Source organism: Alphaproteobacteria bacterium (assembly GCA_024244705.1).
GTDB lineage: Bacteria > Pseudomonadota > Alphaproteobacteria > JAAEOK01 > JAAEOK01 > JAAEOK01.
Genome location: JAAEOK010000033.1, coordinates 73,863 through 100,007, shown reverse-complemented (window position 1 = coordinate 100,007; position 26,145 = coordinate 73,863). Strand labels below are relative to the sequence as shown.

Annotated in this window: 22 protein-coding genes; 13 read left to right on the top strand and 9 right to left on the bottom strand. The window is 65.2% G+C overall.

The features are described 5' to 3' along the window. Positions 1–47 precede the first annotated feature (47 nt). The 3 genes from ada (at position 48) to GY791_03805 (ending at position 2,946) form a co-directional block, all read left to right on the top strand. Complete coding sequence (gene ada / locus GY791_03815) at positions 48–1,088, top strand: bifunctional DNA-binding transcriptional regulator/O6-methylguanine-DNA methyltransferase Ada (protein ID MCP4327547.1); 1,041 nt, start codon at positions 48–50, stop codon at positions 1,086–1,088. Then, on the top strand, positions 1,085–1,546 hold the full coding sequence (locus GY791_03810) for a PaaI family thioesterase (protein MCP4327546.1): 462 nt from the start codon (positions 1,085–1,087) through the stop codon (positions 1,544–1,546). Before ada ends, GY791_03810 begins: the two co-directional genes overlap by 4 nt. A gap of 194 nt (positions 1,547–1,740) precedes the next feature. Next, positions 1,741–2,946: a multidrug effflux MFS transporter gene (locus GY791_03805; protein ID MCP4327545.1), complete on the top strand. Its 1,206-nt coding sequence runs from the start codon at positions 1,741–1,743 to the stop codon at positions 2,944–2,946. A 15-nt stretch (positions 2,947–2,961) separates the two neighbouring features. On the opposite strand, the gene GY791_03800 is transcribed toward GY791_03805, so the two are convergent. After that, on the bottom strand, positions 2,962–5,043 hold the full coding sequence (locus tag GY791_03800; GenBank protein ID MCP4327544.1) for a PBP1A family penicillin-binding protein: 2,082 nt from the start codon (positions 5,041–5,043) through the stop codon (positions 2,962–2,964). A gap of 184 nt (positions 5,044–5,227) precedes the next feature. On the opposite strand from GY791_03800, the gene GY791_03795 reads away from it, so the two are divergent. Beyond that, on the top strand, positions 5,228–5,743 hold the full coding sequence (locus GY791_03795) for a DUF2165 domain-containing protein (protein MCP4327543.1): 516 nt from the start codon (positions 5,228–5,230) through the stop codon (positions 5,741–5,743). Between the two features lie 9 nt (positions 5,744–5,752). Here the strand turns inward: GY791_03795 and gyrB are convergent, their stop codons facing one another. Genes gyrB through GY791_03780 form a run of 3 tightly spaced genes read right to left on the bottom strand, consistent with a single transcriptional unit; the run spans position 5,753 to position 10,491 of the window. After that, entirely contained in the window at positions 5,753–8,194 is a 2,442-nt protein-coding gene (gyrB, locus tag GY791_03790; GenBank protein MCP4327542.1) for a DNA topoisomerase (ATP-hydrolyzing) subunit B, read from the bottom strand. Between the two features lie 15 nt (positions 8,195–8,209). Further along, positions 8,210–9,355, bottom strand: a complete 1,146-nt coding sequence (recF, locus tag GY791_03785) for a DNA replication/repair protein RecF (GenBank protein MCP4327541.1) — start codon at positions 9,353–9,355, stop codon at positions 8,210–8,212. Between the two features lie 17 nt (positions 9,356–9,372). Continuing rightward, the gene (locus tag GY791_03780) at positions 9,373–10,491 is read right to left on the bottom strand and encodes a DNA polymerase III subunit beta (GenBank protein ID MCP4327540.1); all 1,119 of its coding nucleotides are present in this window, start codon (positions 10,489–10,491) and stop codon (positions 9,373–9,375) included. 374 nt (positions 10,492–10,865) lie between these two features. Here GY791_03780 and GY791_03775 point away from each other — a divergent pair, with 374 nt between their 5' ends. Then, entirely contained in the window at positions 10,866–11,759 is an 894-nt protein-coding gene (locus GY791_03775; protein ID MCP4327539.1) for a glutamate racemase, read from the top strand. Positions 11,760–11,828: 69 nt separating this feature from the next. Here GY791_03775 and dnaA read toward each other — a convergent pair whose 3' ends face one another. The 4 genes from dnaA to mutM form a co-directional block, all read right to left on the bottom strand. After that, positions 11,829–13,178, bottom strand: a complete 1,350-nt coding sequence (gene dnaA, locus GY791_03770) for a chromosomal replication initiator protein DnaA (GenBank protein MCP4327538.1) — start codon at positions 13,176–13,178, stop codon at positions 11,829–11,831. Positions 13,179–13,727: 549 nt separating this feature from the next. Next, positions 13,728–13,991: a 30S ribosomal protein S20 gene (gene rpsT, locus GY791_03765; protein MCP4327537.1), complete on the bottom strand. Its 264-nt coding sequence runs from the start codon at positions 13,989–13,991 to the stop codon at positions 13,728–13,730. Positions 13,992–14,097: 106 nt separating this feature from the next. Then, the gene (locus GY791_03760) at positions 14,098–14,874 is read right to left on the bottom strand and encodes an enoyl-CoA hydratase (protein ID MCP4327536.1); all 777 of its coding nucleotides are present in this window, start codon (positions 14,872–14,874) and stop codon (positions 14,098–14,100) included. A 97-nt stretch (positions 14,875–14,971) separates the two neighbouring features. Beyond that, positions 14,972–15,814: a bifunctional DNA-formamidopyrimidine glycosylase/DNA-(apurinic or apyrimidinic site) lyase gene (gene mutM / locus GY791_03755; GenBank protein ID MCP4327535.1), complete on the bottom strand. Its 843-nt coding sequence runs from the start codon at positions 15,812–15,814 to the stop codon at positions 14,972–14,974. Between the two features lie 159 nt (positions 15,815–15,973). Here mutM and ubiE point away from each other — a divergent pair, with 159 nt between their 5' ends. The 8 genes from ubiE (at position 15,974) to moeB (ending at position 23,094) form a co-directional block, all read left to right on the top strand. Further along, on the top strand, positions 15,974–16,735 hold the full coding sequence (gene ubiE, locus GY791_03750) for a bifunctional demethylmenaquinone methyltransferase/2-methoxy-6-polyprenyl-1,4-benzoquinol methylase UbiE (GenBank protein ID MCP4327534.1): 762 nt from the start codon (positions 15,974–15,976) through the stop codon (positions 16,733–16,735). Position 16,736: 1 nt separating this feature from the next. Further along, positions 16,737–17,573, top strand: coding sequence for a hypothetical protein (locus GY791_03745; protein MCP4327533.1), 837 nt, complete (start codon positions 16,737–16,739; stop codon positions 17,571–17,573). A gap of 29 nt (positions 17,574–17,602) precedes the next feature. Beyond that, the gene (gene ubiB / locus GY791_03740) at positions 17,603–19,138 is read left to right on the top strand and encodes a 2-polyprenylphenol 6-hydroxylase (GenBank protein MCP4327532.1); all 1,536 of its coding nucleotides are present in this window, start codon (positions 17,603–17,605) and stop codon (positions 19,136–19,138) included. A 9-nt stretch (positions 19,139–19,147) separates the two neighbouring features. Beyond that, positions 19,148–19,738 (top strand): hypothetical protein, encoded by a 591-nt coding sequence (locus GY791_03735; protein ID MCP4327531.1) that lies wholly within the window; start codon positions 19,148–19,150, stop codon positions 19,736–19,738. 102 nt (positions 19,739–19,840) lie between these two features. Then, positions 19,841–20,494 (top strand): HdeD family acid-resistance protein, encoded by a 654-nt coding sequence (locus GY791_03730; GenBank protein MCP4327530.1) that lies wholly within the window; start codon positions 19,841–19,843, stop codon positions 20,492–20,494. Positions 20,495–20,617: 123 nt separating this feature from the next. After that, positions 20,618–21,823, top strand: coding sequence for a bifunctional phosphopantothenoylcysteine decarboxylase/phosphopantothenate--cysteine ligase CoaBC (coaBC, locus tag GY791_03725; protein MCP4327529.1), 1,206 nt, complete (start codon positions 20,618–20,620; stop codon positions 21,821–21,823). Then, the gene (gene dut, locus GY791_03720) at positions 21,820–22,272 is read left to right on the top strand and encodes a dUTP diphosphatase (GenBank protein ID MCP4327528.1); all 453 of its coding nucleotides are present in this window, start codon (positions 21,820–21,822) and stop codon (positions 22,270–22,272) included. Before coaBC ends, dut begins: the two co-directional genes overlap by 4 nt. 27 nt (positions 22,273–22,299) lie before the next feature. Further along, positions 22,300–23,094, top strand: a complete 795-nt coding sequence (gene moeB, locus GY791_03715) for a molybdopterin-synthase adenylyltransferase MoeB (GenBank protein MCP4327527.1) — start codon at positions 22,300–22,302, stop codon at positions 23,092–23,094. Here the strand turns inward: moeB and GY791_03710 are convergent, their stop codons facing one another. Next, complete coding sequence (locus GY791_03710; protein MCP4327526.1) at positions 23,095–26,133, bottom strand: aminotransferase class III-fold pyridoxal phosphate-dependent enzyme; 3,039 nt, start codon at positions 26,131–26,133, stop codon at positions 23,095–23,097. Positions 26,134–26,145: the final 12 nt, after the last annotated feature.

Below are 26,145 nucleotides of genomic sequence, written 5' to 3'. Positions count from 1 at the left end.
AGGGCGGCCAAGATGGCGTCATGAAACTCAGCAAGGATATGACGACCATGTCGGAAACCACCATGTGGCAGGCGGTCCGGGACAATGATGCCCGGCTCGACGGCCAGTTCATCGTTGCCGTCAAGACGACGGGAATCTATTGCCGGCCATCGTGCCGGGCGCGCCTGCCGAAGCGCGAGAACGTCGCCTTCTACCCGAACGTCGAATCTGCGCGCAAGGCGGGATTTCGCGCCTGCCGGCGCTGCCATCCGGACGACAGCGCGGGCGACCCCCAGGTCGCCTTGGTGCGCAAAGTCGTCGCCATCCTGGATCAGGCGGACGCGGAGATCCCGACCCTGGCCGCTCTCGCCGCCGAGGTCGGCGCCAGCCCGTCCCACCTGCAGCGTGTGTTTTCCAGGATCATGGGGCTGAGCCCCCGCGCCTATGCCGAATCGCGCCGTCACGGCCGCTTTCGCCAAAAGCTCAAAGCGGGCGACGACATCGCCGGCGCGCTCTACGAATCGGGCTATGGGTCGTCGAGCCGGGTTTATGAGAATGCGGTGTCGCGGTTCGGCATGACGCCGGCGACCTACAAGAAAGGTGGCCTCGGCGCCAATCTGCGGTTCGCCGTCGCCGATTGCGCGCTCGGCCGGATCATCGTCGCGGCGACGGAAACGGGTATCGCCTTCGTCGGCTTCGGCGATGACGATGCAGCGCTCGAGCGCGAATTGCGGGCCGAATTCCCGGCCGCCGAGATCGACCGCGACGACCGCGCCCTGGGCGTTTGGGTGCAGACCCTGGTCGGCCATCTCGCCGGCGGTACCCGCGAGATCGATCTGCCGCTCGACGTCTGCGCGACCGCATTCCAATGGCGCGTTTGGCAGGCGCTGCGGAGCATCCCCTATGGCGAATTGCGGACCTACAAGGAAATCGCCGCCATCATCGGGGCGCCGACGGCATCGCGCGCGGTGGGGCGGGCGTGCGCTACGAATCCGGTTTCGATCGTCATCCCCTGCCATCGCGCACTCGGCAGCGACGGCCGCCTGCACGGCTATCGTTGGGGGCTGGAACGCAAGCAACAGTTGCTCACGGAGGAAAGAGCGGGTTGACGGCCGGCGCGCTCGACGACCGGGTCGACGCCTTCATCCGGGAAACCGTCGCCAAACAGGGATTTCGCCGCCTCCTCGGCTACGAAGTCACCGCGCTCGAACCGGGGCGCTGCGAAATGACCCTGGTTCCCGGTCCCCAGCACCGGCAGCAGGACGGCCTCGTCCATGGCGGGGTGTTCGCGGCGATGGCCGATGTCTGCGCCGGTTGCGCGGCCTTGACGCAGGCGCCGGCCGGCACCGCGGTGGCGACGATCGAGCTCAAGATAAACTACTTGAGACCGGCGCGCGGCGGCGACATCGTCGTCCGCTCCCATGTGCTGCGCGGCGGCCGCACGATTTCGGTGATGGAAAGCGACGTTTTCGAATCGACGGCCGATGGCGAGATGCCGGTTGCCAAGGCGCTGGTCACCTATGCCTTAGAGCAAGATCGTTTCAGATCGAATCGATCTGAAACGTGAATCTTGCTCTCACTCAATATGTTAGGGCGCGATTCACGGCTCACATCGAAACGAAGTGAGCCGATCACGCCCTTGCCGCGCCCGATCGGGACTGATCCCCGCGGGCAGCCTGTCGGACCGGATGGTCTGAGCCGGACCGGGAAATCCCTGGTATAAGCCTGACGCGAACGTTCATTGGTCCGGATCCCCGTTTCATGACCACCCGCGTCTCGACGATGCTCGGCGCCCTGCTCATCGGCCTGGTCGCCATGGGGCCGATTTCGACGGACATGTACCTGCCGTCGCTGCCGATCCTGACCGCGGCGTTCGATGTTCGGCCGGATCGCGTGCAGCTCACGTTGAGCATGTTCCTCGCCGGGTTCGCCTGCGCCCAGTTGATCTACGGTCCGCTCAGCGACCGTTTCGGCCGGCGTTGGGTCATGTTCGGCGGGGTCTGCCTCTACGTCGGTGCCAGCGCCGCCTGCGCGCTGGCGCAGTCCATCGACCAGCTCATCGTGGCACGGTTCTTCCAGGCCGTTGGCGCCTGTTCCGGCCCGGTTCTCGCCCGCGCCGTGGTGCGCGATCTCTATGGCCGTGAGCGCGCCGCACAGATGCTCGCCTATATGGGCACGGCCATGGGCCTGGTGCCGGCGGTGGCGCCCTTTCTCGGCGGTTACCTGACGATCTGGTTCGGCTGGCGCAGCAATTTCGTCGTCCTCGCCGCCGTCGGCATCGTCCTGATGCTCGGGATCCTGTCGATCCTGCACGAGACCAACCAGCATCGCGACCATACGGCAACCCGATTGGGCAGGCTGGCGGAAAACTATGCCGCGCTGTTTCGCAGCCGCGCCTATCTCGGCTATGTCTTGTGCGCGGCCTGCGCCTATAGCGGATTGTTCGCCTTCATTTCCGGCTCGTCGTTCGTACTGATCGAATTTCTCGGCGTGGCGGTCGAAAATTTCGGCCTCTATTTCTCGCTCATCGTGGTCGGCTACATGACGGGCACGCTGTCGGTGGCGATGCTGACGCCCCGCTTCGGTCTCGACACCATGATATTGGCCGGCGCCGCGATCGCCGCGGCGTCGGGCGTGCTTGGCGCGGCGCTGGCAACCTTTGCCGAACCCACCGTGGTCACCGTGGTCGGGCCGGTGATCCTCTATATGGTCGGCCTTGGCATTGTCCTGCCCAATACGATCGCCGGAGCGATCGCACCCTTCCCGCGGATGGCCGGCGTCGCCTCGGCGCTTCTCGGATTCGTGCAGATGGCGTTGGCGGCGCTGACCGGCATCGCCGCCGCCGCGTTCGACGACGGCACCCAAATCCCGATGATCACCGCGATCCTGATCATGGGCTGCGGCGCCTTGGTCAGCTACGCCACGCTCACCTGGCCGCTGCGGCACCACGCGGCGGCAATACACTGACCGCCGCACCTATGATCAGCGCTCGAACAGGCCCTGGGTCGATACCGGACCGCTAAACACCTCGCCATTCTGTTCGACCGCCGGGCCGACGCCACCGGTTGATTCGGCCGTCCGCGGCGGGGTTGCGGGCGACTCACGCACTTCGCCCTTGCGGACCGGCTGCGGCGACACGACAACCACGGCCGGGCGGTCGTCGATTTGCGCCGGCGCGGCCGCCCGGCGCTTGTTGTACGTGCCGATCCCGGGCAGCGCGGCCATCTCGGTATCGTGCAGCGCCTTGGCCATGAAATTGCCCCACAGGCGGGCCGGCAGGTTGCCGCCCGTGACCTCGTTCATCGGCGTATTGTCGTCGTTGCCGACCCATACGCCGGCGACCAATGCGCTGGTGTAGCCGACGAACCAGGCATCGCGCCAATCCTGGCTGGTCCCGGTCTTGCCGGCGGCCGGCCGGCCGACCCGGGCGTTGCGGCCGGTGCCGTTCTCGATCACGTTGACGAACATCTCGTTCATCGCCCCGACCTGCCACAGGGGAATGGTCCGTTCGGCGGGCATGTTCGGCCGGAACAGAACCTCGCCCATGCGGTCGCGGATTTCGGCGATACCGAACGGGGCCGCCCGATAGCCGCCGTTGGCGAGCGCCGCGTAGGCGCCGGTCAGCTCGACCAAATGGACCTCGTGGCTGCCCAGCGCCAGCGACGGCTCGGCCTTGAGATTGGACGAAATACCGAGCCGGCGGGCATTGTCGATGACCCGGCCGCGCCCGGCCCGTTCGGTCACGGTCACGGCGATGGTGTTGACCGACCGCGCCACCGCCTCTTTGATCGTCATCGCGCCGCGGTACTTGCCGGTATAATTGGTCGGCCGCCAGCGGCCGACGCGAATCGGGCCGTCGACCAGCACGTCGTCCGGTCGAAATCCGGCCTGAAGCCCCGCCAGATAGACGAAAATCTTGAACGCGGATCCGGGCTGGCGAAGGGCCTGTGTGGCGCGATTGAATTGGCTTTGGCCGTAATCGCGTCCACCGACCATGGCGCGCACCGCGCCGTCGGGCGACAGGACGACCAAGGCGGCCTGGCCGACAGCGAGCTCGGCGCCCTCGGCGATGAGCGTCGTTCCGACCTCGTGCTGGGCAAGTTCCTGAAGCTCGGTATCGAGGGTGGTCACGACAAAGAGATCACGATCGGTGAAACCGACATGGTCGTGCACGCGTTCCAAGACCCAGTCGGCGAAGTAGAGCTCTCCGCTGCGGACCGACGGGTGGCGGAAATTGGGCACGACGTGGCCGCTGGCGACCTCCGCCTCGCTGAGGTAATCGGAATCGAGCATGCTGACCAGGACCTGATCGGCCCGGCCTTTGGCGGTCTCCGGATCGTTGGCCGGATTGTAGCGCGACGGGGCCTTGAGCAGGCCGGCGAGCATCGCCGATTCGTACAGATTGAGATCGCGCGCGGATTTGCCGAAAAACTTGCGCGCGGCGGCGTCCACGCCATAGGTCCCGGCGCCAAAATAGACCCGGTTGAGATAAATGGTAAGGATGTCGTCCTTGGTGTAGTGGCCCTCGAGCCACAGCGCGAGCATCGTTTCCTGGACCTTGCGCTTGATCGTCCGATCGGGCGTGAGGAACAGGTTCTTGGCCAGTTGCTGGGTGATGGTACTGCCGCCCTGGCGAATCTCGCCGTGCCAGAGATTGGCGATTATGGCGCGCATCACGCCCCAGATATCGACCCCGAAATGCTCGTAAAACCGGCGGTCCTCGGTGGCGATGACGGCTTGCTTGAGGTGAGACGGCAGATCGCCCAGGCCGAGCGGCTCGCCGTAAAGGTCGCCATAGCTCGCGATGATGCGCCCGTCGCCGGTGACCAGGGTGACGCTTGGCCGCCGCGTCGCGCTGCCCAGCGCCGAGGTGTCGGGCAGGTCGTGGGCGTACCAGGCGAGCAGCATGCCGAAGCCGAATCCGAGCCAAACCGCCGACACCGCCAGCCATCGCCAGATCCGCCACGGCCCGCCGCGCGTGCCGCGCGGTGGCGATTTCTTCTGCGCCGCGACGCCGTCGGTCGCGTTATGCGGCCCCGGTCCCTTTTTGCGCTCGACCGCCATTGATCCGTGTCTGCCCCTGTCCGCCGCGACCGATATACCACATCGCGCGCCGGTCCCGTCATCGCGTCGAAAAAATGTCACCGATTTGCTGAATGCGAGGTGAATGGCCGCTTGGCCTGGTGAGAATCCCCGATTACATTCGGCGCCGGTGAATAGGTGAGGGCGGAAAGGCCAGGGTCCGACAATGACGATACGAATGGCAAAGATTGTCGCGGTCACGGTGATCGCGGCGTTTTTTTCGCTCGTGGTCTATGGCAACGTCGTCGATTTCGACAGCAACTTTGCCGCTGTCCGCCATGTCCTCAGCATGGATACGACGTACCAATCGCCGAATCTGATGTGGCGCGCTATCGACGATCCCATCCTGCAGATCCAAGCCTATTGGCTGATCATCGGATGGGAGGGCCTGACCGCCTTTTTCTGTTGGCTCGGCGCGCTCAGGCTGATGATTTCCTGGGCCGGCGGTTCGGAAAACTTCAACCGGGCCAAGTCACTGGCGGTGTTCGGCCTGCTGATGGGCTTCCTGCTCTATGGTTTCGGCTTTCTGGTCGTCGCCAGCGAGTGGTTCGCCATGTGGCAGTCGAAGATCTGGAACGCTCAGGAGACCGCCGGCATGTTCGCCGCCATCATCCTCGGCGTCATGATTTTCGTCGCCATGCCGGAGCCGCGCGACGCGGATACCGGGGACGCCACCGGCTGACCGACCCGGTCACACGTCGAGGTTGGCGACCTTGAGCGCGTTCTCCTGGATGAAATCGCGGCGCGGCTCGACCAGGTCACCCATCAGCGTCTCGAACACCTGGCCGGCCTCCTCGACGTGGTTGATCTTGACCTGGAGCAGGGTGCGGGCGTTGGGGTCGAGCGTCGTTTCCCAGAGCTGTTCCGGGTTCATCTCACCGAGACCCTTGTAGCGCTGGATTGAAATTCCCTTGCGGCCGATCCGCGTCACCGCCTCGGCCAGGCCGATCGGGCCGGTGACGCGGTCTTCCCGCTCCTTCGACGCGATACTGCCGTGCTTGGCATAATACCGTTGCAGTTCCGCCGCTTCGGCGTCGATGCGACGCGCCTCCGAACTGCGAATGACGGCGCCGTCGATGATATGTTCGGTGGTCACGCCGCGCAGGGTTCGGGTGAATTTCAGGCCGCCGTCGGAGAGCGGCTCTCCGCGCCAGCCGCGATCGTGCTCGCCGGCCATCGCATCGAGGCGCCCGGCGATGTATTGCGCCGCCGCGGCCGCCTGCTCGCCGTCGGAAAGGATGTCCGGGTTCAGCACGCCGGCGATTGCCGCCTGCTCGACGACGTCCGCATCGCCGACATGGCGGATCAACGGGTCGAGCAGTTTGCAGATTATCTGCGCGCGTTCGACCAGCTGCCGCAGGTCCTTGCCGGCCACTTGCTCACCGCTGTGCAGGGTCAGCACGGCCTCGTCGATGGCGGCGTCGATCAGGAAGCGGTCGAGTTCGCTGTCATCCTTGAGGTAGCGCTCGGAATTGCCCCGCTTGGCCTTGTAGAGCGGGGGCTGGGCGATATAGAGAAAGCCGCGTTCGATGAGCTCGACCATGTGGCGGTAGAAAAAGGTCAGCAGCAGGGTGCGGATGTGGCTGCCGTCGACGTCGGCATCGGTCATCACGATGATGCGGTGGTAGCGCGCCTTGTCGGCGGTGAAGTCCTCGCGACCGATGCCGGTGCCGAGCGCGGCGATCAGGGTCCCGATCTCGGCCGAGCCCAGCATCTTGTCGAAGCGCGCCCGCTCGACGTTCAGGATCTTGCCGCGCAACGGAAGAATCGCCTGAAACTTGCGGTCGCGACCCTGTTTCGCCGATCCACCCGCCGAATCGCCCTCGACGATGAACAATTCCGACTGGGCCGGGTCGCGTTCCTGGCAGTCGGCCAGCTTGCCGGGCAGGGAGGCGATGTCGAGCGCGCCCTTGCGCCGGGTCAGCTCGCGCGCCTTGCGCGCCGCTTCGCGGGCGAGCGCGGCCTCGACGACCTTGCCGACGATGCGCCGCGCCTCGCTGGGATGCTCCTCGAACCATTGTCCGAGCTTGTCGCCGACGATGCTCTCGACCACCGGCCGCACTTCGGAGCTGACCAGCTTGTCCTTGGTCTGCGAGGAGAATTTCGGATCCGGCACCTTGACCGACAGCACGCAGGTCAAGCCTTCGCGGGCGTCGTCGCCGCTGAGGTTCACCTTTTCCTTCTTGGCGATGCCGGATTGGTTGGCATAGCCGTTCACGGTCCGCGTGAGGGCGCCGCGAAAGCCGGCCAAATGAGTGCCGCCGTCGCCCTGCGGGATGTTGTTGGTAAAGCACAGCATCGTCTCGTGGTAGGCATCGGTCCACTGCATGGCCAATTCGACGACGATACCGTCCTTCTCGCCGATGATCGAGATCGTCGGGTCGTGGAGCGGCGTCTTGCTGCGGTCGAGATAGGTGACGAAGGCTACGATCCCGCCCTCATAGTGCATTTCGACTTGGTGGGTCTCGACCCCGCGGTCGTCGGTCAGGACGATGGTCAGCCCGGAATTGAGGAACGCCAATTCGCGCATCCTGTGCTCGAGGGTGGCGAAATTGAACTCGGTCATGGTGAAGGTTTTGGTCGAAGGCTGGAAAATGATCTCGGTGCCGGTTCGGTCGCCGGCCTCGCCGGCGATTTCGAGCGCGGCCGCCGGCTCGCCGTGGACGAACCGCATCAAATGCTCCTGGCCATCGCGCCAGATTCGCAGTTCCAGGTTTTCCGACAAGGCGTTGACGACCGAGACGCCGACGCCGTGGAGCCCGCCCGAAACCTTGTAGGAGTTCTGGTCGAATTTACCGCCGGCATGAAGCTGCGTCATGATCACCTGGGCCGCCGAAACGCCTTCTTCGTCATGGATTTCGGTCGGGATGCCGCGGCCGTTGTCGCTCACCGTGACCGAGCCGTCCGGGTTCAGCGTGATCTCGACCCGGTCGCAATAACCGGCCAGCGCTTCGTCGATCGCGTTGTCGACGACCTCGTACACCATATGATGCAGGCCGGACCCGTCATCGGTGTCGCCGATATACATGCCGGGGCGTTTGCGCACCGCATCGAGGCCGCGTAGCACCTTGATCGATTCCGCATCGTATTTGGCGGCGCCGCGCTTCGCGGGTTTATCGGTTTTCTTGCTCATCTTCCCAATCACTCATCACGCCGCGGCACTGATCGTCGCGTTTTCGACACTCAATCGGTTGGCTCGTGTACCGAAGGCTTCGAACAGGAGGTCGTCGGTTCCGGTCAGCCATGCCTGCATGTCGAGCGCGCAGATTTCATCGAATAGCGCCGCCCGCCGGTCGCGGTCGAGGTGGGCGGCGACTTCATCCAGCAGCAGGATGGGCGTTGCCGCGCGTTCGGCAGCCAACAGGCGCGCGTGAGCCAGCACCAACGACAGCAGCAAGGCCTTTTGCTCGCCGGTGGAGCACAGGGCGGCCGCCAGATTTCGGCCGACATGGTGCACATCCAGGTCGCTGCGATGGGGGCCGTCCGCGGCACCGCCGCTTTCGGCATCGCGTCCGCGGCTGTCGTGGAGAAGCGCCCGTAGGCGGTCTTCCGCGGCGAGCGCCGGCATATCCGCCAGCCAGCCTTCGACGATACCGCCGATCGCGATCGCGGCGCGGGGAAACGGGCCGACGCCGAGCCGCGCCGCCGAATCGAGGCGCGCCACCACTTCCGCCCGCGCCGCCGCGATGGCGACGCCGTGCTCGGCCATCATCGCTTCGAGCGCACCGGCCCAGGAATCGTTCGCCGCCCCGTCCCGCAGCAACCGCGAACGCTCGCGCATGGCATGATCGTAGGCGTTGATGCGGCTGCCGTGGGCGGCGTCATAGCTGAAGACCAGGCGGTCGAGGAAGCGCCGCCGGGCGCCGGCGCCATCGACGAACAGCCGGTCCATCTCGGGCGTCACCCACAGCATCGAAACCCATTGCGACAAGGCGTTTTGGCCGGCCGGCGCACCGTCGATGCGGACCACCCGTCGGCCGACCCCGCCGGCCGAGAGCGGGTCGCGGCCGGTGCCGATTTCGACGGCGCCATCGGCGCCCGCCACCGTCGTTGCCACCGCCCACGCGGCCGATCCTCCATGCTGATCGATTTCCGCCAATTTGGCCCGCCGCAAGCCGCGCCCCGGCGACAGGAATGACAGCGCTTCGAGCAGGTTCGTTTTGCCCGCGCCGTTGGGCCCGGTCAGCACCAGGGGGCGCCGATCGGCCTCGACGCGCGCGTGGCCGTAGCAACGGAACGCCGACAGGGTCAAACGCGTCACCGCCGTACGGGGCCGATCGGCCGCGACCGGCATCTGTTGCAAGACCGTGTTCACACCCGCATCGGCATCAGGACAAACAGGGCGCTGGCGTCGGCCAAATCCTGGACCAGGGTCGGCGACGATGCATCGGCCATCACGAAGCGGATGCCATCGCCTTCGATTTGCTGCGCAATATCAAGGAGGTACCTCGAATTGAAACCGATATCGAGGCCGTCCGCCTGGTACGAGACCTCGATCGTCTCGGTCGCACTGCCGTTCTCCGGGCTGGTCGCCGAAAGCACCAGCGAGCCCTCGGACACTGCGAGCTTGACGGCGCGCGACTTCTCGGTCGAGATCGTCGACACGCGGTCGACGGCCTCGGCAAAGACCTTGCGGTCGACTTCCAGCACCTTGTCGTTTTCGGTCGGAATCACGCGCTCATAGTCGGGGAAGGTGCCGTCGATCAGCTTCGTCGTCAGCACCGCGTCGCCGAAGGCGAAGCGGGCGCGGGTTTCCGACAGCGACACCGTGATCGGCTCGCTGGTCTCATCGATCAATTTGCGCAATTCGCCGACCGCCTTGCGGGGGACGATGACCGCAGGCATGTTCTCGGCCCCGACGGGCAGCGGCATTTCGACCCGGGCCAGGCGGTGGCCGTCGGTCGCCGCCGCCCGCAATACGCTGGTGCCCTCGCCGTCGGCGCAATGGAAATATATTCCGTTGAGATAGTAGCGCGTTTCTTCGGTCGACACGGCAAACCGCGTGCGGTCGATCAAGCCGCGCAATTCCTCCGCCGCGAGCTGGAATTCGGTTGGAAAATCGGCGCCGTCGGTCTGCGGAAAATCCTCGGTCGGCAGACAGCTTAGCGAGAACGACGACCGCCCCGCCATGATCGCCAGCTGGGAGCGGTCGCCATCGGCATTGAACTCGACCTGGGCGCCGTCCGGGAGTTTGCGAACGATATCGTACAGCGTATGCGCCGGGGCCGTCGTATCGCCATCCTGCGGCGTTTCCGCGGCCACGCTCTCGACGATCGCCAGGTCCATGTCGGTCGCCGTCAGTTTCAGCCGCCCGTCGCGTGCTTCGATGAGGACGTTGGAGAGTATGGGGATGGTGTTGCGGCGCTCGACCACGCTTTGCACATGGGCCAGCGACTTCAGAAGAGCCGCTCGTTCTATCACAAGTTTCATGGCGATCCGTCGGTCGTTTTTCGTTGTGGTTCACGCCGGCGTGGCATGGCTTTGACCCCGCCGCCGGTCTGGGAACCCGCGGATTTCGACGGATGCGGCAACGGGCGAACAGTATATCACGAAGGGACCGCTTGATAAGCACTCGATTGCAAATTCCATCATAAAAAGGTCCATATTTTTCAAAGTTCTATCTCTCAATCTCGGCGCCGGGGCCGGAACCGTTCGAGGACCGCCGCCCGGCGGCCGCAGATGGCCCAGGAGGCAGCCGACCGGCCGCCGGGTCAGCCGTGCGTCGACTGGCCGACCGCCGCCGCCACGAAGCGGCAAACGGCGCAGCAATTCCGCCACAATCTGCCCCTAGATTCCGACACGCCATGATAGGTGTTTTCGATTCCGGCAGCGGCGGGTTGAGTGTGCTGCAATCCCTAAGGGGGGCGCTCCCCAACCGCGACTTCACCTATCTCGGCGATCACGCCAATGCCCCTTATGGGGACCGTTCGGTCGCGGAGATCGAGGATTTGACGCGCGCCGGCGCCGAGCGGCTGTTCCAGCACGGCTGCACCATTGTCATCGTCGCTTGCAACACGGCGGCGGCGGCGGCGCTACGGCCGTTGCAGAGGGACTGGTTGCCGCAAGCCTGGCCCAACAATCGTATACTGGGCGTGTTCGTGCCGATGGTCGAGGGCGTTACCGGAAGGTCCTGGGATGGCCGCATTTGCCGGTGCCGGAACAACGGCGCCCGACAGCCGCAATCGATTGGCGTCTTCGCCACCACGCGGACCACGTTCACCTCCGCATGGCGCAAGGAAATAAAAGCGCGGGCGCCCCATATCGCCGTGATCCAGCAGCAATGCCCCGGGCTGGTCGCCGAGATCGAGAGCGGCGCGTCGGAGCGCGTACTCAGCGATGGCGTCGCCCGTTTCGCTGCCGGGTTGGTCAGACGCCTCGGCACGGACCCGGATGCGGTCATTCTCGGATGCACCCATTACGCCCTGATTTCGCACTTGTTCGCCGCCGCCCTCGCGCCGACGACCCGTGTGCTCGATCAACCGAGCGAGATCGCGCGCAGCCTCGTCGCCTACCTCGATCGCCATCCGGAATTTCGCCGCAAGGCCGACGAACGCGGCCGGGTCAGGTACCTCACGACCGGGGACGAAGCGCGGGCCGGCCAAATGGCGACCCGGTTTCTGGCCGCGCCGGTGGCGTTCGCGACGGTCGCCACGAAGCGCGTAGGTCGCACATGTGGAACACACGTCGGCGGCGGTTAGGGTTTTGGATCAACGAGATCGGGCGATAATCGGAGATCGGTCCGATCCCCGGCAACACACCCGAAATTTCTATCCTTCGAGCATCCGGCGCAGCAGCTCGACGTCCTCGGCGAAGGCGCGGTCGTTCGATTTGAGCTCCTCGACCTTGCGCACGGCGTGCATCACCGTGGTGTGGTCGCGGCCGCCGAACTTGCGCCCGATTTCGGGAAGCGAACGCGCCGTTAGCTGTTTGGCGAGGTACATCGCCACCTGACGGGGCCGCGCGACCGCCCGCGCCCGCCGCGCCGAATGCATATCGGCAAGACGGATGTTGAAGTGCTCGGCGACTTTCTTCTGAATCTCGTCGATGGTGACCCGGCGGTCATTGGCCCGCAGCAGGTCCTGCAACACGTCCTGGGTGGTCTCCAGCGTGATCGCGTGGCCGACCAACGTGGCGTGAGCGACGATACGATTGAGGGCGCCTTCCAGCTCACGGACGTTGGAGGTGATCTTGTGGGCGAGGAATTCCAAGACCTTGATCGGAATCTCCGCTTTCAGGGTCTCCGCCTTCGACTGCAGGATGCCGAGGCGAAGCTCATAGGAGGTGGGATGGATGTCGGCCACCAAACCCCAGCCGAGGCGCGACCGCAGCCGTTCCTCGAGGCCGTCGAGATCCGACGGCGATTTGTCGGAGGAGATGATTATCTGGTGGTTCTGGTCGATCAAGGCGTTGAAGGTATGGAAGAATTCTTCCTGTGTGGAATCTTTTCCGCTGATGAACTGGACGTCGTCGATCATCAGGATATCGACCGAGCGGAACTGCTCCTTGAACGCCATCTGATCCTTGTAGCGAACGGCGCGGATGAAGTGGAACATGAACTTCTCGGCCGACATGTAGACGACCCGTCGCGACGGATCGCGCTCGCGGATGCACCAGCCGATCGCATGCATGAGATGGGTCTTGCCGAGCCCGACGCCGCCATACAAGAACAACGGGTTGAAGGGGACCGCCGAGGCCTCTGCCACGCGCTGCGCGGCGGCATGGGCGAGTTCATTCGGCTTGCCGACGATGAAATTGGCGAACGTGAACCGCGCATCGAGCGGCGCACCGATCCGCGATTCTCCCGTATGGTCGAAGATCCGGGCCTCGCTCGCCGCGGTACGCGTGTAGGAAGAGCTCGAGGACTGCGAGGTGGCGATCGCGATGTCTACCCCGGTGACGTCGCCGCCCTCGTCGTTCCAGATGTCGCGGATGCGTTCCGCGTAATGGTTCTGGATCCAGTCGCGCATGAACCGGGTGGTGACCGCCAATCGCAATCTGTTCTCGCGGGCATCAATGATGGTGAGCGGCTTGAGCCAGCTCTTGAATTCTGCTTCGCCGTATTCCTGGCGCATGCGGACGCGAACATGAGCCCACAAGGTCTCGAGCGACCGCGCCATCTCAGCGCCTCCCCGCTCGATCGAAATGGCTACGTTGCGGCCGCCGTTTGCAGCAGTTCGTATGAGTCTTGATCGTGTTGACCAATATGCCCTCTGTGCTCAATTGGTGTCCGAGCACCATACCCTCCCCCAAAGCTGTGACGCCGTATTCCGGCGCGCGAACCGACCCCGTTTCGACGAATGCCTCGCCGGCGGCGTTTCGTCAGTCCGATCGTTGTTTTCGTATTTGAAGGGGGAAAGGATCGAGCATTATTATTGACTTGTCGTCCTTTCTTAACCTTCTTTAAGTAAAAACGGGAAGAATGAACATTTTTACTTCCCACGTCTACGTGATTGACTTGCCAATGAACGATCACGCGAAGGTCACTTTAACCGACGACGATGGCAATTCGCAACCGGACCGAATCGTGAACCTGCGAAAATTTTCAGTCGCGTGACAGAATCATCACACTTTTGCGACGCGGCCTGATCGCCGACGCGATGGTCGAGCGACCGGAATCAAAAAGCCCCTCCACGGGAGGGGCTAGCGCACCGAACTACAGTGATCGGTCAGGAGAGGGTCTTAATGCGCGCTGATAGACGGGACAATCGCCGGGCGGCCGTATTGCGATGAATCACGCCCTTGGAGACGCCGCGATGAATCTCGGGCTGAGCCGCGCGCAACGCTTCGGCGGCCTTCTCCTTGTCGCCGCCTTTGATCGCGTCCTCGACCTTGCGGACGAACGTCCGGATGCGACTTCGGCGGGCGGTATTGATGACCTCCCGCTTGGCGTTGCGGCGGATGCGCTTGCGCGCCGATTTATGGTGCGCCATGACCGTTTCTCATTGCTCGAATACCGATGAAACGGCGCTTGTACAGGGCAGACAGATTGGCGTCAACCCCTTCGCTGCGCTGCGGCGAAACCGGCGCCGGCCCAATTCAGCGGTTCTTGAAATCAGGATCGCGCTTTTCGATAAACGCCTGCATGCCCTCTTTCTGGTCGGCCGTCGAAAACGTCGAATGGAACAGCCGTCGCTCAAATCGAATTCCCTCGGCCATCGAGGTTTCATAGGCGCGATTGACGGCTTCCTTGGCCATCAAGACCGAAGGCCGCGACAACTTGGCGATCGTCTCCGCCGCCTTGAGCGCCTCGTCGAGAAGCGATTCGAGCGGAACGATCCGCGACACCAGGCCGGCACGTTCGGCCTCGTCGGCGTCCATCATGCGGCCGGTCAGGCACATCTCCATCGATTTCGACTTGCCGACGAAGCGGGTCAGACGTTGGGTGCCGCCGGAGCCGGGGATGGTGCCGATCTTGATTTCCGGTTGGCCGAACAGTGCGTTCTCGGCGGCAATGATGAAATCACACATCATCGCGACCTCGCAGCCGCCGCCGAGCGCATACCCCGCGACTGCGGCAATCACCGGCTTGCGGCAACTCGCCAAACGCTCCCAATCACCGGTGATAAAATCGCCGAGGTAGACATCCATGTAATCGCGGGTCTGCATTTCCTTGATATCGGCGCCGGCGGCAAAAGCCTTCTCGTTGCCGGTGACGACGATACAGCCGATGGCGTCGTCGGCTTCGAAATCGTCGAGCACATGCTTCAATTCGATCATCAGCGCATCGCACAGGGCATTCAGTGCCTTGGGGCGATTCAGGGTGATGAGGCCGACTGCATCGCGCCTCTCGACAATGATGTTCTCGTAAGCCATTGCTTGCTCCCGCGTGTTATGGGGTCGGTCGAGAAAAACGTGATCGACGGCAACGGGCGGGTCGGATCGCCGGCTGTCGCGCGGTGGGCGTTGTACCCTATCGCTGCCGCAGGGGACAATAGAATGTCGACCTGCCCTGCTGGACGATGCGCCGGATTCCGCCGTTCGCCGCATGGTCGCAGGAACAGTCCGGGCACGGCGCCCCGGCGCGGTCGTAGACCGCCCATTGATGCTGGAAATAACCCAACTCGCCGGTCGCCTGCCGGTGGTCGCGGAGCGACGACCCGCCGGCCTCGATCGCCCGTTCGAGGACGGTTCGAATGGCCGCGGAGAGGCGGTCGGCGCGCCCGCGCTGGACCGTGCCCGCCCGCCGCCGCGGCGAAATACCGGCCTGGTACAGGGCTTCCGACGCATAGATGTTGCCGATCCCGGCGACCACCCGTTGATCGAGCAGCGCGGCCTTGATCGAAGACCGCCGGCCCCGGATGGCGGCGGCCAGCACCGGTCCGCTGAAGGAGTTGGAGAGAGGCTCCGGCCCGAGGCCGGCGAGCAAGGGATGGGCGTCGATGCTGTCGATGTGGTCCAACGTCATCAATCCGAACCGGCGTGCATCGTTGAACCTGATTTCGACGCCCTCGTCGGTGGTGAAGATAATGTGATCGTGGGCGCCCGGCGGTTGATGCGGGACCTCGGCGATGACCATACGCCCCGACATGCCGAGATGGGATATCAGCACCGCGCCGTCGGCGAAGCTGACGACCATATATTTCGCCCGTCGCCCGACGCGGACGACGCGATTGCCCGTCAGCCGTTGGCAAAAGTCCTGCGGCAACGGGATGCGCAGGTCCGGCCGGCGCGCCTCGACATTGGTGAGGCGGCGCCCCTCGAGCACTTTCGCAAGGCCGCGGCAAACGGTTTCGACTTCGGGCAGTTCGGGCATCGGGGACACGGATCGATCTTGTAATGCGCAGGTATAGCGCGTGCCGAGGCGCGTGCAAATGGCGGCCTCGGACGAGCTCGACCGAGGTGGTTCGATCGTCCTCCGCAACTCATGCGACAGGGCTGGTTTCCGCCCATTCGGCACGCTATGGTCCGGCCCATGAAGGCCCCAGGTCCCATCGCAGATCCGACAGCGAATTTCGGATTCCGCGACATTCCGGCCGACCGCAAAGCCGGTATGGTGCGCGCTGTTTTCGACAGCGTGGCCGCTCGCTACGATCTGATGAACGACTTGATGAGCCTCGGCGTTCATAGGTTGTGGAAGGCCGCATTCGTCGATTGGCTGCGGCCGCATAGCGGCATGAAGCTTCTCGATGTCGCCGGCGGCACCGGCGATATCGCTCTGCGTTGCGTCGGCCGTTGCCCGGGCATGGCGGTCGCCGTCTGCGATATCAACACCTCCATGCTGACCGCCGGCCGCCGGCGCGCGATCGATCGCGGCGTTCTTAGCGGTGTCGACTGGATCGCCGGCGATGCGGAAGCGCTGCCTTTCGCCGACCGCTCGGTCGACGCCTACACCATCGCCTTCGGATTGCGCAACGTGACCCGGATCGATGCCGCGCTGAAAGAGGCGCGGCGTGTGCTGCGTCCCGGCGGCCGCTTCCTGTGCCTTGAATTCAGCCGCGTTTCGCTGCCTTGGCTCGAGCGCGCATACGATTCCTATTCGTTTCGCTGGCTGCCCGCTCTGGGGAGCCGGGTCGCCGGCGATCGCGACGCCTACCAGTACCTGGTCGAGAGTATTCGCCGGTTTCCGCCCCAGGACGAGCTGGTCCGGCGGATCGGCGCGGCCGGGCTCGATCAGGTCCGCTTCCGCAACCTGTCGGGTGGCATCGCCGCCATCCATTCGGCGTGGCGGGTGTGAAATGGGTCACGGCGCTCATTGGCACTGCATTTACGAAGACATCAAGACATTCATCGACGAGGAACTGCCCGAACTCGTCAATTCGCTCAACATTATCCTCGAGGAGGATTGGACCGGCGCGCCGGGGGTGATCAACGGCGTCACGCCCGACCAAATCATCTATTTGTCGGAAGCCGACGGCGATTTGCGCCATTTGCTCCTGGTCGCCCGTGACAAGGAAGCCGAACAAAACACCCTGGTCAGTGCCTACCCATTCTGCTGCACCGGCATCGTCCATGATGTCACGCTGGCCGACATCGACGAGGACACCCGCGGCGTCGAAGGCCGCCTCTCCGGCACCATCGATGGGAGCTCGCGGATCACCTTCTTCGACGCCCTCTACGGGCTCAATCGGGCGAAGTATCAAATCGGACAGACCTATCCCTTTCGTCTCGGCGCCATCGCTTACGACGTAAAGCGCCCGGATCGGGACTACGTCGAAATCTCCGATCCGGATCGCAGCCGCATGGTGCGCCAGATGATCCGGGCCGCCGGCGGCGATGTCGGGGACGGCGATGGGCCGCTGAAGCTCGAGCTCGACGGCGCGGCGATGATGTTTCCGATCGAGGAGTGGGAGGCCGGCGATTACAGTTTCTACGCGCCGGTCAAGGAGATCGCATCGTGCGAGCTCGGCGGCCGGACGTTTACCGAGTTGCAAGTCACGCCGTTGCGGCTCGACAACCGCGATTACGATATCGTTCTCTATGCGGCGAAACATAAACTCAGCCAGGGCCTGGAGCTGAACCCCGATGTCGACGTCACCGGCGCGTTCTGGCTTCAGGGCCATCTCGCCGACTAGAGCGCTCCAACCCGGTCCGGCACATGATCATGTTTCGCGCGATCCGCCACATCGGCCGTCTGCTCAAGATTGCGCGCACGCTCGCCCGGCACGACGCGCTGTTTCTGCTCGACCGGCTCGGCGTGGCGCCGGCGGTCAGCCTGGCGGCGCGGCTGGTATCACGCGGCCGCAGCAAAGGCCGCGACGGGGAGCGCCTGGCGGCGGCGTTGGAAGAGCTCGGGCCGTCGTTCATCAAGCTCGGCCAGGCGATGTCCACGAGGGCCGATCTGCTCGGCGACCAGATGACCGCCGATCTGGCCAAATTGCAGGACCGGCTGCCGCCGTTCCCCGGCGCCGCGGCGCGCGCCACGATCGAGCGCGAGCTCGGCATGGCCGTCGAGGAGTGCTTCGAATCCTTCGACGACGTGCCGGTCGCGGCGGCGTCCATCGCCCAGGTCCATTTCGCCATCACCACGGAAGGCCGCGAGGTCGCGGTAAAGATCCTGCGGCCCGGAATCGAGGATGCCTTCGGTCGCGATCTCGACCTGTTCTACTGGATCGCCGAGATCGTCGAGCGCACCCAGCCGTCGTTTCGCCGCCTCAAACCGGTCGAGGTCGTGCGGACGTTTGCCGAAACCGTCGCGCTCGAGATGGATCTGCGGTACGAGGCGGCGGCGGCAAGCGAATTGCGGGAAAATTTCGAGGGCGATCCCTATTTCATCGTCCCCGAGGTCGATTGGGCGCGGACTTCGCGCCGGGTCATGACGCTGGAGCGGATCGCCGGCACGCCGGTCGGCGACGTCGAGGCCCTGGTCGCCGCCGGCCAAGACCTGGATGCCATCCTCGAGAAGGCGGCCTCGGCGTTCTTCAACCAGGTGTTCCGCGACGGCTTCTTCCATGCCGATATGCACCCGGGCAATCTGTTCATCGACGACGACGGCAACCTGGTCGCCGTCGATTTCGGCATCATGGGCCGGCTCGACAGAAAGACCCGGTATTTCCTGGCGGAAATGCTGATCGGCTTCCTGACCGGTGACTATCGCGGCGTGGCCGAGGTCCATTTTCGCGCCGGCTACGTGCCGACGGACAAATCGGTCGACGCGTTCACCCAAGCCTGCCGCTCGATCGGCGAACCGTTGCTCGGCCGACCGCTCCATGAGATTTCGCTGGCCCGGCTGTTGGGTCAATTGTTCGAGGTCACCGAGGTCTTCGAAATGGAGACCCAGCCACAACTATTGCTATTGCAGAAAACCATGCTATTGGCGGAAGGCATGGGGCGCCGCCTCAATCCGGAGATCAATATGTGGGAACTGGCGCGACCGCTGATCGAGGACTGGATTCGCGACAATTTGGGCCCCGAAGCGCGGCTGCGCGACGCCGCCGATGATTTCCGCGGCGCCGTCGAGCGGTTGCCGGCCTTTCTCGCCGAGGCCGATCGCGCGCTGCAGATGTTCGGCGATGGCGGCCTCCGTTTGCATCCCGAATCGGTCCGCGCCTTGCGCGGCGGGCGGAATTCGGCCGCCCTGCTGTGGCCGTTGTGGTTGGCGGTGGCCCTGCTCGCGGTCATCACCATCGCCGTGCTCTAGGCCCCGCCGATGGCCGAAAAGGCAAAACCCAAACGCCAGCTGCGCGTGAAAAAGCGCCGATCCAAGGCGATGATCGGCAAGACCGCATGGTTTCTTGCCTTGGGCGCTTGTTGGATCGCGCTCGGCCTCGTCGCCATGGGCGTGCCACTGATTGCCCGACCTCCTGCCGATCTGTTTTTTTGCGCCATCCTGTCGGTGGCCGGCGCGGGCCAGGTCATCCTGCCGCTGCGCGACGGCTACGGCCGTGCGACTTTTTCCGAGATGGCCAGTGGCACCGTGTTCCTGGCCGCCGCCGGCACGTTGCTGATCCTCCGCCCCGAGGACATCGTCATGGTCTCGCTCCTGCTGGCGGCGTTCCTGTCGGCCGAGGGCGTCATCAAGCTGGTGTTCGCGATCCAGCTCCACAGCGGACACGAAAAGGCGTGGGCGATTTTCTCCGCGTTGTTGACCTTCGGTCTCGCCGTCATGGCCTGGGTCCGCTGGCCGGCGGCGGCGCTTTGGGTGCTGGGATTGGTGATCGGCCTCTATCTGGCCATGGGCGGGTGGAGCTTCGTCGCCCTCGGTCTCGGCGCGCGTCGTCCACGGCGGCGGGTTCGCTGACCCTTGGCCCGCGGTCCGGTATGCTCCCGTAGCAACCTTGTTCTGTGCTAGACTCCATTCCTACAATTGAATTCACCTCACCGATCGAGCAGGACCCAACCGATGACCAATCAAGATCCGCCGGACAAGCCGGAGCCGGCCGCTTCCGAACCAAAGGCCGAGACCACCGACCAGGCGTCGGGCGCGCTCGGCGGAATCGCCGACACGCCCGAAAAACTCGTCCACGCCTTCGAGGATCTGGTCAAGCAGCACCGAAACTGGTTTCTCGTGCTCGGCGTCGTCTGGATCGTCCTCGGCAGCGCGGCGATCATCGTCCCGCAGATCGCGTCGCTGGCGGTCGAACTGCTGGTCGGTTGGCTGCTGGCGGTCGGCGGTATCGCGACGCTGATCCATGCGTTTCGCTGCAAGGGGTGGCAGGAAGTCGTCATGGCGGTCATCAGCGGCATCCTCTATCTCGCTGCCGGCGTGATCCTGCTTCTGTTCCCGCTCCAAGGCGTGCTGACGCTCACCCTGCTGCTCGGTGTCATCTTCGTCGTCGAGGGAATATTGCGCTGCATCATCGCGGTTCGGGCGCGGCCGACCGATGGCTGGGGCTGGATGCTTGCCGGCGCCATCGCGACGATCGTGGTCGGGTTGCTGATCTGGGGCGAGTGGCCGTCCTCGGCCGCCTGGGCGATCGGCCTTCTGGTCGGCATTCAGCTCGTGTTCAGCGGCTGGAGCATGGTCGCGGTGGCCAACGCCGCCAAGGACAAGTAGGCGGCCGGGCCGAATACCGGAAGCCCGCCGCAACCGGCCTTCGACGCCCGACCGATCCGCCATTGCCCCAGCCTGCCGGCGGCACTAGGTTAAGCTTCGGAAATGGTGTCCCATGAGGGCAAGATGTTGAAGGGTAAGCGAATTCTACTCATCGTTTCGGGTGGGATCGCGGCCTATAAGAGCCTCGACCTGATCCGTCGGCTGCGCGAACGGGGCGCGTCGGTTCGTTGTGTCCTGACCAGGGGCGGCGCCGAATTCGTCACCCCGTTGTCGCTCGCCGCGTTGAGCGAGGAAAAAGTCCACACTGACCTGTTCTCGCTCACCGACGAAAGCGAAATGGGACATATCCGCCTGTCGCGCGCCGCCGACCTCGTCGCCGTGGTACCGGCCAGCGCCGATATCCTGGCCAAGATGGCCCACGGGCAGGCCGACGATCTGGCGACCACGTTGCTGCTGGCAACCGACAAGGACGTCTTGGCCGCCCCGGCCATGAATGTCCGCATGTGGCACCATGCGGCGACCCAAGCCAATATCTCGACCCTTGGCGCGCGCGGTGTCCGTTTCGCCGGGCCGGTCGAGGGCGATATGGCATGCGGCGAATTTGGCATGGGACGGATGGCGGAGCCCGAAGCCATCATCGCCGCCATCGAGGACTATTTTCACAGCGACGCGCCGTTGTCCGGCCGCCGCGCTTTGGTGACCAGCGGGCCGACCGTCGAGGCGATCGACCCGGTGCGCTACATCGCCAACCGCTCGTCGGGCAAGCAGGGGCATGCCATCGCCGCCGCGTTGTCCCGGCTCGGCGCGGCGACGGTGCTGGTTGCCGGGCCGACCCGCGAAGCCGATCCGGCCGGCGTCGACGTCGTCCATATCGAATCGGCGCGCGACATGCTCGCCGCCTGCGAGGCCGCGCTGCCGGTCGACGTCGCGGTTTGCGCCGCCGCGGTCAGCGATTGGCGGTCCGACGGGATCGCGGAGAACAAGCTGAAAAAGAACGGCGGCGGCCCGCCCGATTTGTCGTTGACCGAGAACCCGGACATCCTTGCCACCCTGGCCCGGTCCGGAAACCAACGGCCCGCCCTTGTCGTCGGATTCGCCGCCGAGACCGAGTCCGTGGTCGAGAACGCGCGGGCCAAGCTCACGCGCAAGGCATGCGACTGGATTCTGGCCAACGACGTATCGCCGGCGACCGGCACCTTCGGCGGTGACGCCAATACGGTTCACCTGATCGGTGCCGATTTCGACGAACCGTGGCCAAGCTTGAGCAAGACCGACGTCGCCGAGCGGCTCGGCCGGCGGGTCGCCGATCACTTCAAGGATGGTTCATGAATGCGGTCGAGGTGACGGTGCGGCGCCTGCCGCACGGCGCCGACCTGCCCTTACCCGCGTACGCGACGGACCGGGCCGCGGGGATGGACTTGGCCGCCGCGGTGGCGACCGATCTCGTGCTGACGCCGGGCGGGCGCGCTCTGGTACCGACCGGAATCGCGCTCGCCTTGCCGGCCGGATACGAGGCCCAGGTCCGACCCCGTAGTGGGCTGGCCCTCAAGCACGGCATCATGGTCGCCAACAGTCCGGGTACGATCGACGCCGATTATCGCGGCGAAGTGCAGGTCATCCTGATCAATGCCGGCGAGGCGCCGTTCACCATCGGCCGTGGCATGCGGATCGCCCAGCTGGTGGTGGCGCCGGTGGCGGCGGTGGTTTGGGCGGAAACCGAAGCGCTGCCCGAAAGCGGTCGCGGCGGCGGCGGCTTCGGATCCACGGGCACGTCCTAACCGGGCGCCGGCTGCATGGATGGAAAGATGGAAATATCCGACGCCCAGCTGCACCGTTATGCCCGCCATGTCATTCTCGATGAGGTCGGCGAGGAGGGCCAGGCGCGGTTGTTGCAGGCGAAAGTCCTGGTCGTCGGCGCCGGCGGCCTCGGCGCGCCGCTGATCCAATACCTGGCGGCGGCCGGCGTGGGCACACTGGGAATCATCGACGACGACGCCGTCGAACTCTCGAATCTCCAACGCCAAGTGCTGTTCCGCACCGACCAGTTGGGGCGGCCCAAGGTCGATTGCGCGGTCGAGGCGGTGGCGGCGATCAATCCGGAAATCCTGGTCCGGCCTTACAACCGCCGCCTGACCGCCGAAAACGCCGCCGACATCATCGACGACTACGATCTGGTCGCCGACGGCAGCGACAACTTCACCACCCGCTACGTGCTGAACGACGCCTGCTTTTTCGCCGCCAAGACCTTGGTCGGCGGCGCCTTGCTGCGGTTCGACGGCCAGCTCTCGACCTTCAAGGCTTATGTGGAGGGTGAGCATCCCTGCTACCGCTGCCTGTTTCCCGACAGGCCGCCCGCCGATCTGGTCCCGCGCTGCGAGGAGGCGGGGATATTCGGCGCCGTCGCCGGCGTCGTGGGGTCGCTGCAGGCGACCGAAGTCCTCAAGGAAATCCTCAGCCTCGGTCAATCGCTCTCCGGGCGCTTGCTGCTCTATGACGGCTTGGCGGGAAGTTTTACGACGCTGACCGTCAAGCGCGACCCGGCCTGCGCGCTATGCGGCGCGATCCCGTCGATCGGCGACGACGATATCGGCCGCGCCTGATCAAATTTCCAAAGCCAAGGCCCGATCGAGCGTGTCGACTAACAGGTTGGCGTTGGCGCGCGAGAAGACCAGCGGCGGCTTGATCTTGATGACATTGTCGAAGGGGCCGTCGGTCGACAGCAGCACGCCCATGTCCTTGGCCCGATTGACCACCGCTTTGGCGGCCGCGGTCGCTGGATCCCGCGTCGTCCGGTCGGTGACCAGCTCGACGCCGACAAAGAGACCGAGCCCGCGGACGTCGCCGATCATGGCATGAGAGGTCCGGAGGCCGCGCAGGCGCTCGAGGAGATATTTGCCGACCTGGCGCGCATTGTCTTGCAGGTGCTCGTTTTCGATCACGTCGAGAACGGCCATGCCGACGGCGCAGGAGACCGGGTTGCCGCCGAACGAATTGAAATACTCCATGCCGTTGGCGAACGATCGGGCGATCGCCGGCGAGGTGACCACGCAGGCCAGCGGATGGCCGTTGCCGATCGGCTTGCCGAGGGTGACGATGTCGGGCACCACGCCTTGGGTCTCGAAGCCCCACATGGCACTGCCGACGCGGCCAAAACCGACCTGGACCTCGTCGGCAATGGTGACCCCGCCGGCGCCACGGACCGCGGCATAAGCGGCCTTCAAGTATCCCGGCGGGAGCTCGATCTGTCCGCCGCAGCTCAACAGGGATTCGGCGATCAGGAACGCCGGCGGCGTGTTGGCGCCGGTCAACGCGTCGACGGTTCGCGTCACGTCCTCGGCATAGGCCTGGCCGGTGGCCGGGGTCATGCCGCGATGAGGTCCGCGATAGGGGTCGGGCATGGCGACCTTGTGGACATCGGGCTTCAAGCCCTGGCCGCCGGGCCCTTCGCACTTGTAGGGGCTGAGGCCGACCAGCGTCGACGTGTTGCCGTGATAGGCGCCGTCGAGCACGACGGCGTCGCCGCGACCGGTATGGGTGCGTGCCAGGCGCACCGCCAACTCGTTGGCCTCGCTCCCCGAACAGACGAAGAAACAGACGCCGAGCGGCTCGGGCAGGAGCGCCGTCAGGCGGGCGGCATAATCGACGACCGTTTCATGGAGGTAGCGGGTATTGGTGTTGAGCATCGTGGCTTGGTGGCCGAGCGCCGCGACCACATGGGGGTGGCAATGGCCGACGTGGCAAATGTTGTTGACGCAATCGAGATAGGCGCGCCCGCGGTGGTCGATCAGCCACACGCCGTCGCCGCGGACGATCTCGAGCGGATGGCTGTAACTGAGGCTGAGCGAGGGTCCGAGCCGTTGCTGCCGAGCCGCGCGCAGGCGATCGTGATCGCGGCCGGGAGGACCGAGTGCCTCCGGCGGCAGGCCGAGAACCAGATTGGGGTCGGGGCAGATCGCGCGCCACACCGCAATGCGTTGCCGTTCCCCGACCCCGGGAAAGTTTCCATCCAGGCCCAACAGGTCGGTCATGATTTGGAAATGGAGGTGGGGCGCCCAGCCGCCGTTCTCGTCGGGCTCGCCGAACCAACCGATGCGGTCGCCCGTCGCGACGTCGGTCCCGGGCGCGAGTCCGTCGAGGCTGTCGCGGCTGAGATGTCCGTAAAGGGTCCAGAAGCGGGGGCCGTCCGGAAGGGTCGGGTGTTCGAGGATGATCGTCGGGCCGTAATCGTAGGGCGCGGCGTTGTCGACCGCGCTGATGACCCGGCCAGCGATCGGGGCGTGCACCGGATGCCGGCGGGGGCCGAACAGATCGATGCCGAGGTGGACGGTCCGCGTCGCCGAGCCGTCATCCGAGGAGAACTGCGGGCCGAGATAGACCGCGCGGTCCTCGCCGTATCCGCCGATTGCGAAATCGGCATCATGCCGCGCCAGCCAGTCGGCGACGAATTCGGTATAGGCGGCCGGGTCGGCGGCATGCTCCACGCCCGGCGCCCCATCGGTCATCGGCAAATAGATCTTGCGCGCCCGTCGCAGGTCGGTGCCGAGGACGGGGGCAAAACGGGCCCGGTTCTCGGCCAGCCAACCGGCCACTTCGGCCCCCCGCGGCACGGCTGGATAGCCGCACCGGTCGCGGAGTGTGAAATGGGCGAAATCCGGATTGATGCCAGCCAGGCGGCGCAACAGTTCGAGGGCCGGTCGCCGGCTGATCAGCAGGTACTCATTGTCGGGGTGCGCGGCGCCGCGGTGCGAGGAGATGCAGACGCTCATCGCCAGCCGCAGCGCGACGAGGTCCATCAATACCGCCAACTCGGCTTCTTGCAGCGGAAAGACGTCGTGATAGCCGGCGGCGACGTGGCCGGCACCCGCCAGCGGATCGGTGTGATCGAGCAGCGCGTAGGCGAGGGTGACCGCGAGGTCATTGATCTGCCGACCCCAGACCATGTCGCCGAAATCGATCAGGCCGGTGATTTCCTCGGGGTCGGCCGCATCGACCAGGACGTTGTAATCGTTGGCGTCCTGATGAATGACCGCGCAGCGCAGCCCGCCTAAGCGCGGGCCAACGACGGCCTCGTAGCGATCGAAAACCGTCGCCACGAGAGCGCGGTCTTCCGGCGGTTCGATGGCCTCGACGTAGTCTCGGCAGGCGGCGGCATTGTCGAGGTTCCACAGGAAGTCGGGGCGAATCGCGGCCGGATGCATGAAGCCCTGAAGGGCGCTGTCCACCCGCCCCATGAAACGTCCGAGGTTCGTGAGCAGGCGGGGCGATTTGGGCGCCTCCTTGAGAACGGTGCCGGGCAGGTAGGTCAACATTCGGACCAGATTGCCGTCGCCGTCGCCGAGGGTGGCGAGTCCGTTACCGTCTCGGGCCGGGCAGACGCGGGGCACGCCGAGCGCCGGATCGCGGTCCGCGAGATGCCGCAGCGCAGCGTTCTGCATGGTGAGGAATTCCAGGCTTTCTGCCGAATTGGCGATTTTCAGGACATAAGAGTCCGAATCGATGCAGCATATCCGCGCATTCTGGTCGCGTTCCGAATCGAGGGTCTCGATCGCGCCGTCTATACCGAAATGGGTGGCGGCGATGTCCGCCAGCGCGGAACTATCGAGGCGCGGCGGCGCGGTATCGAAGCTGGTGACGGTCATCGGCCCGTTTGT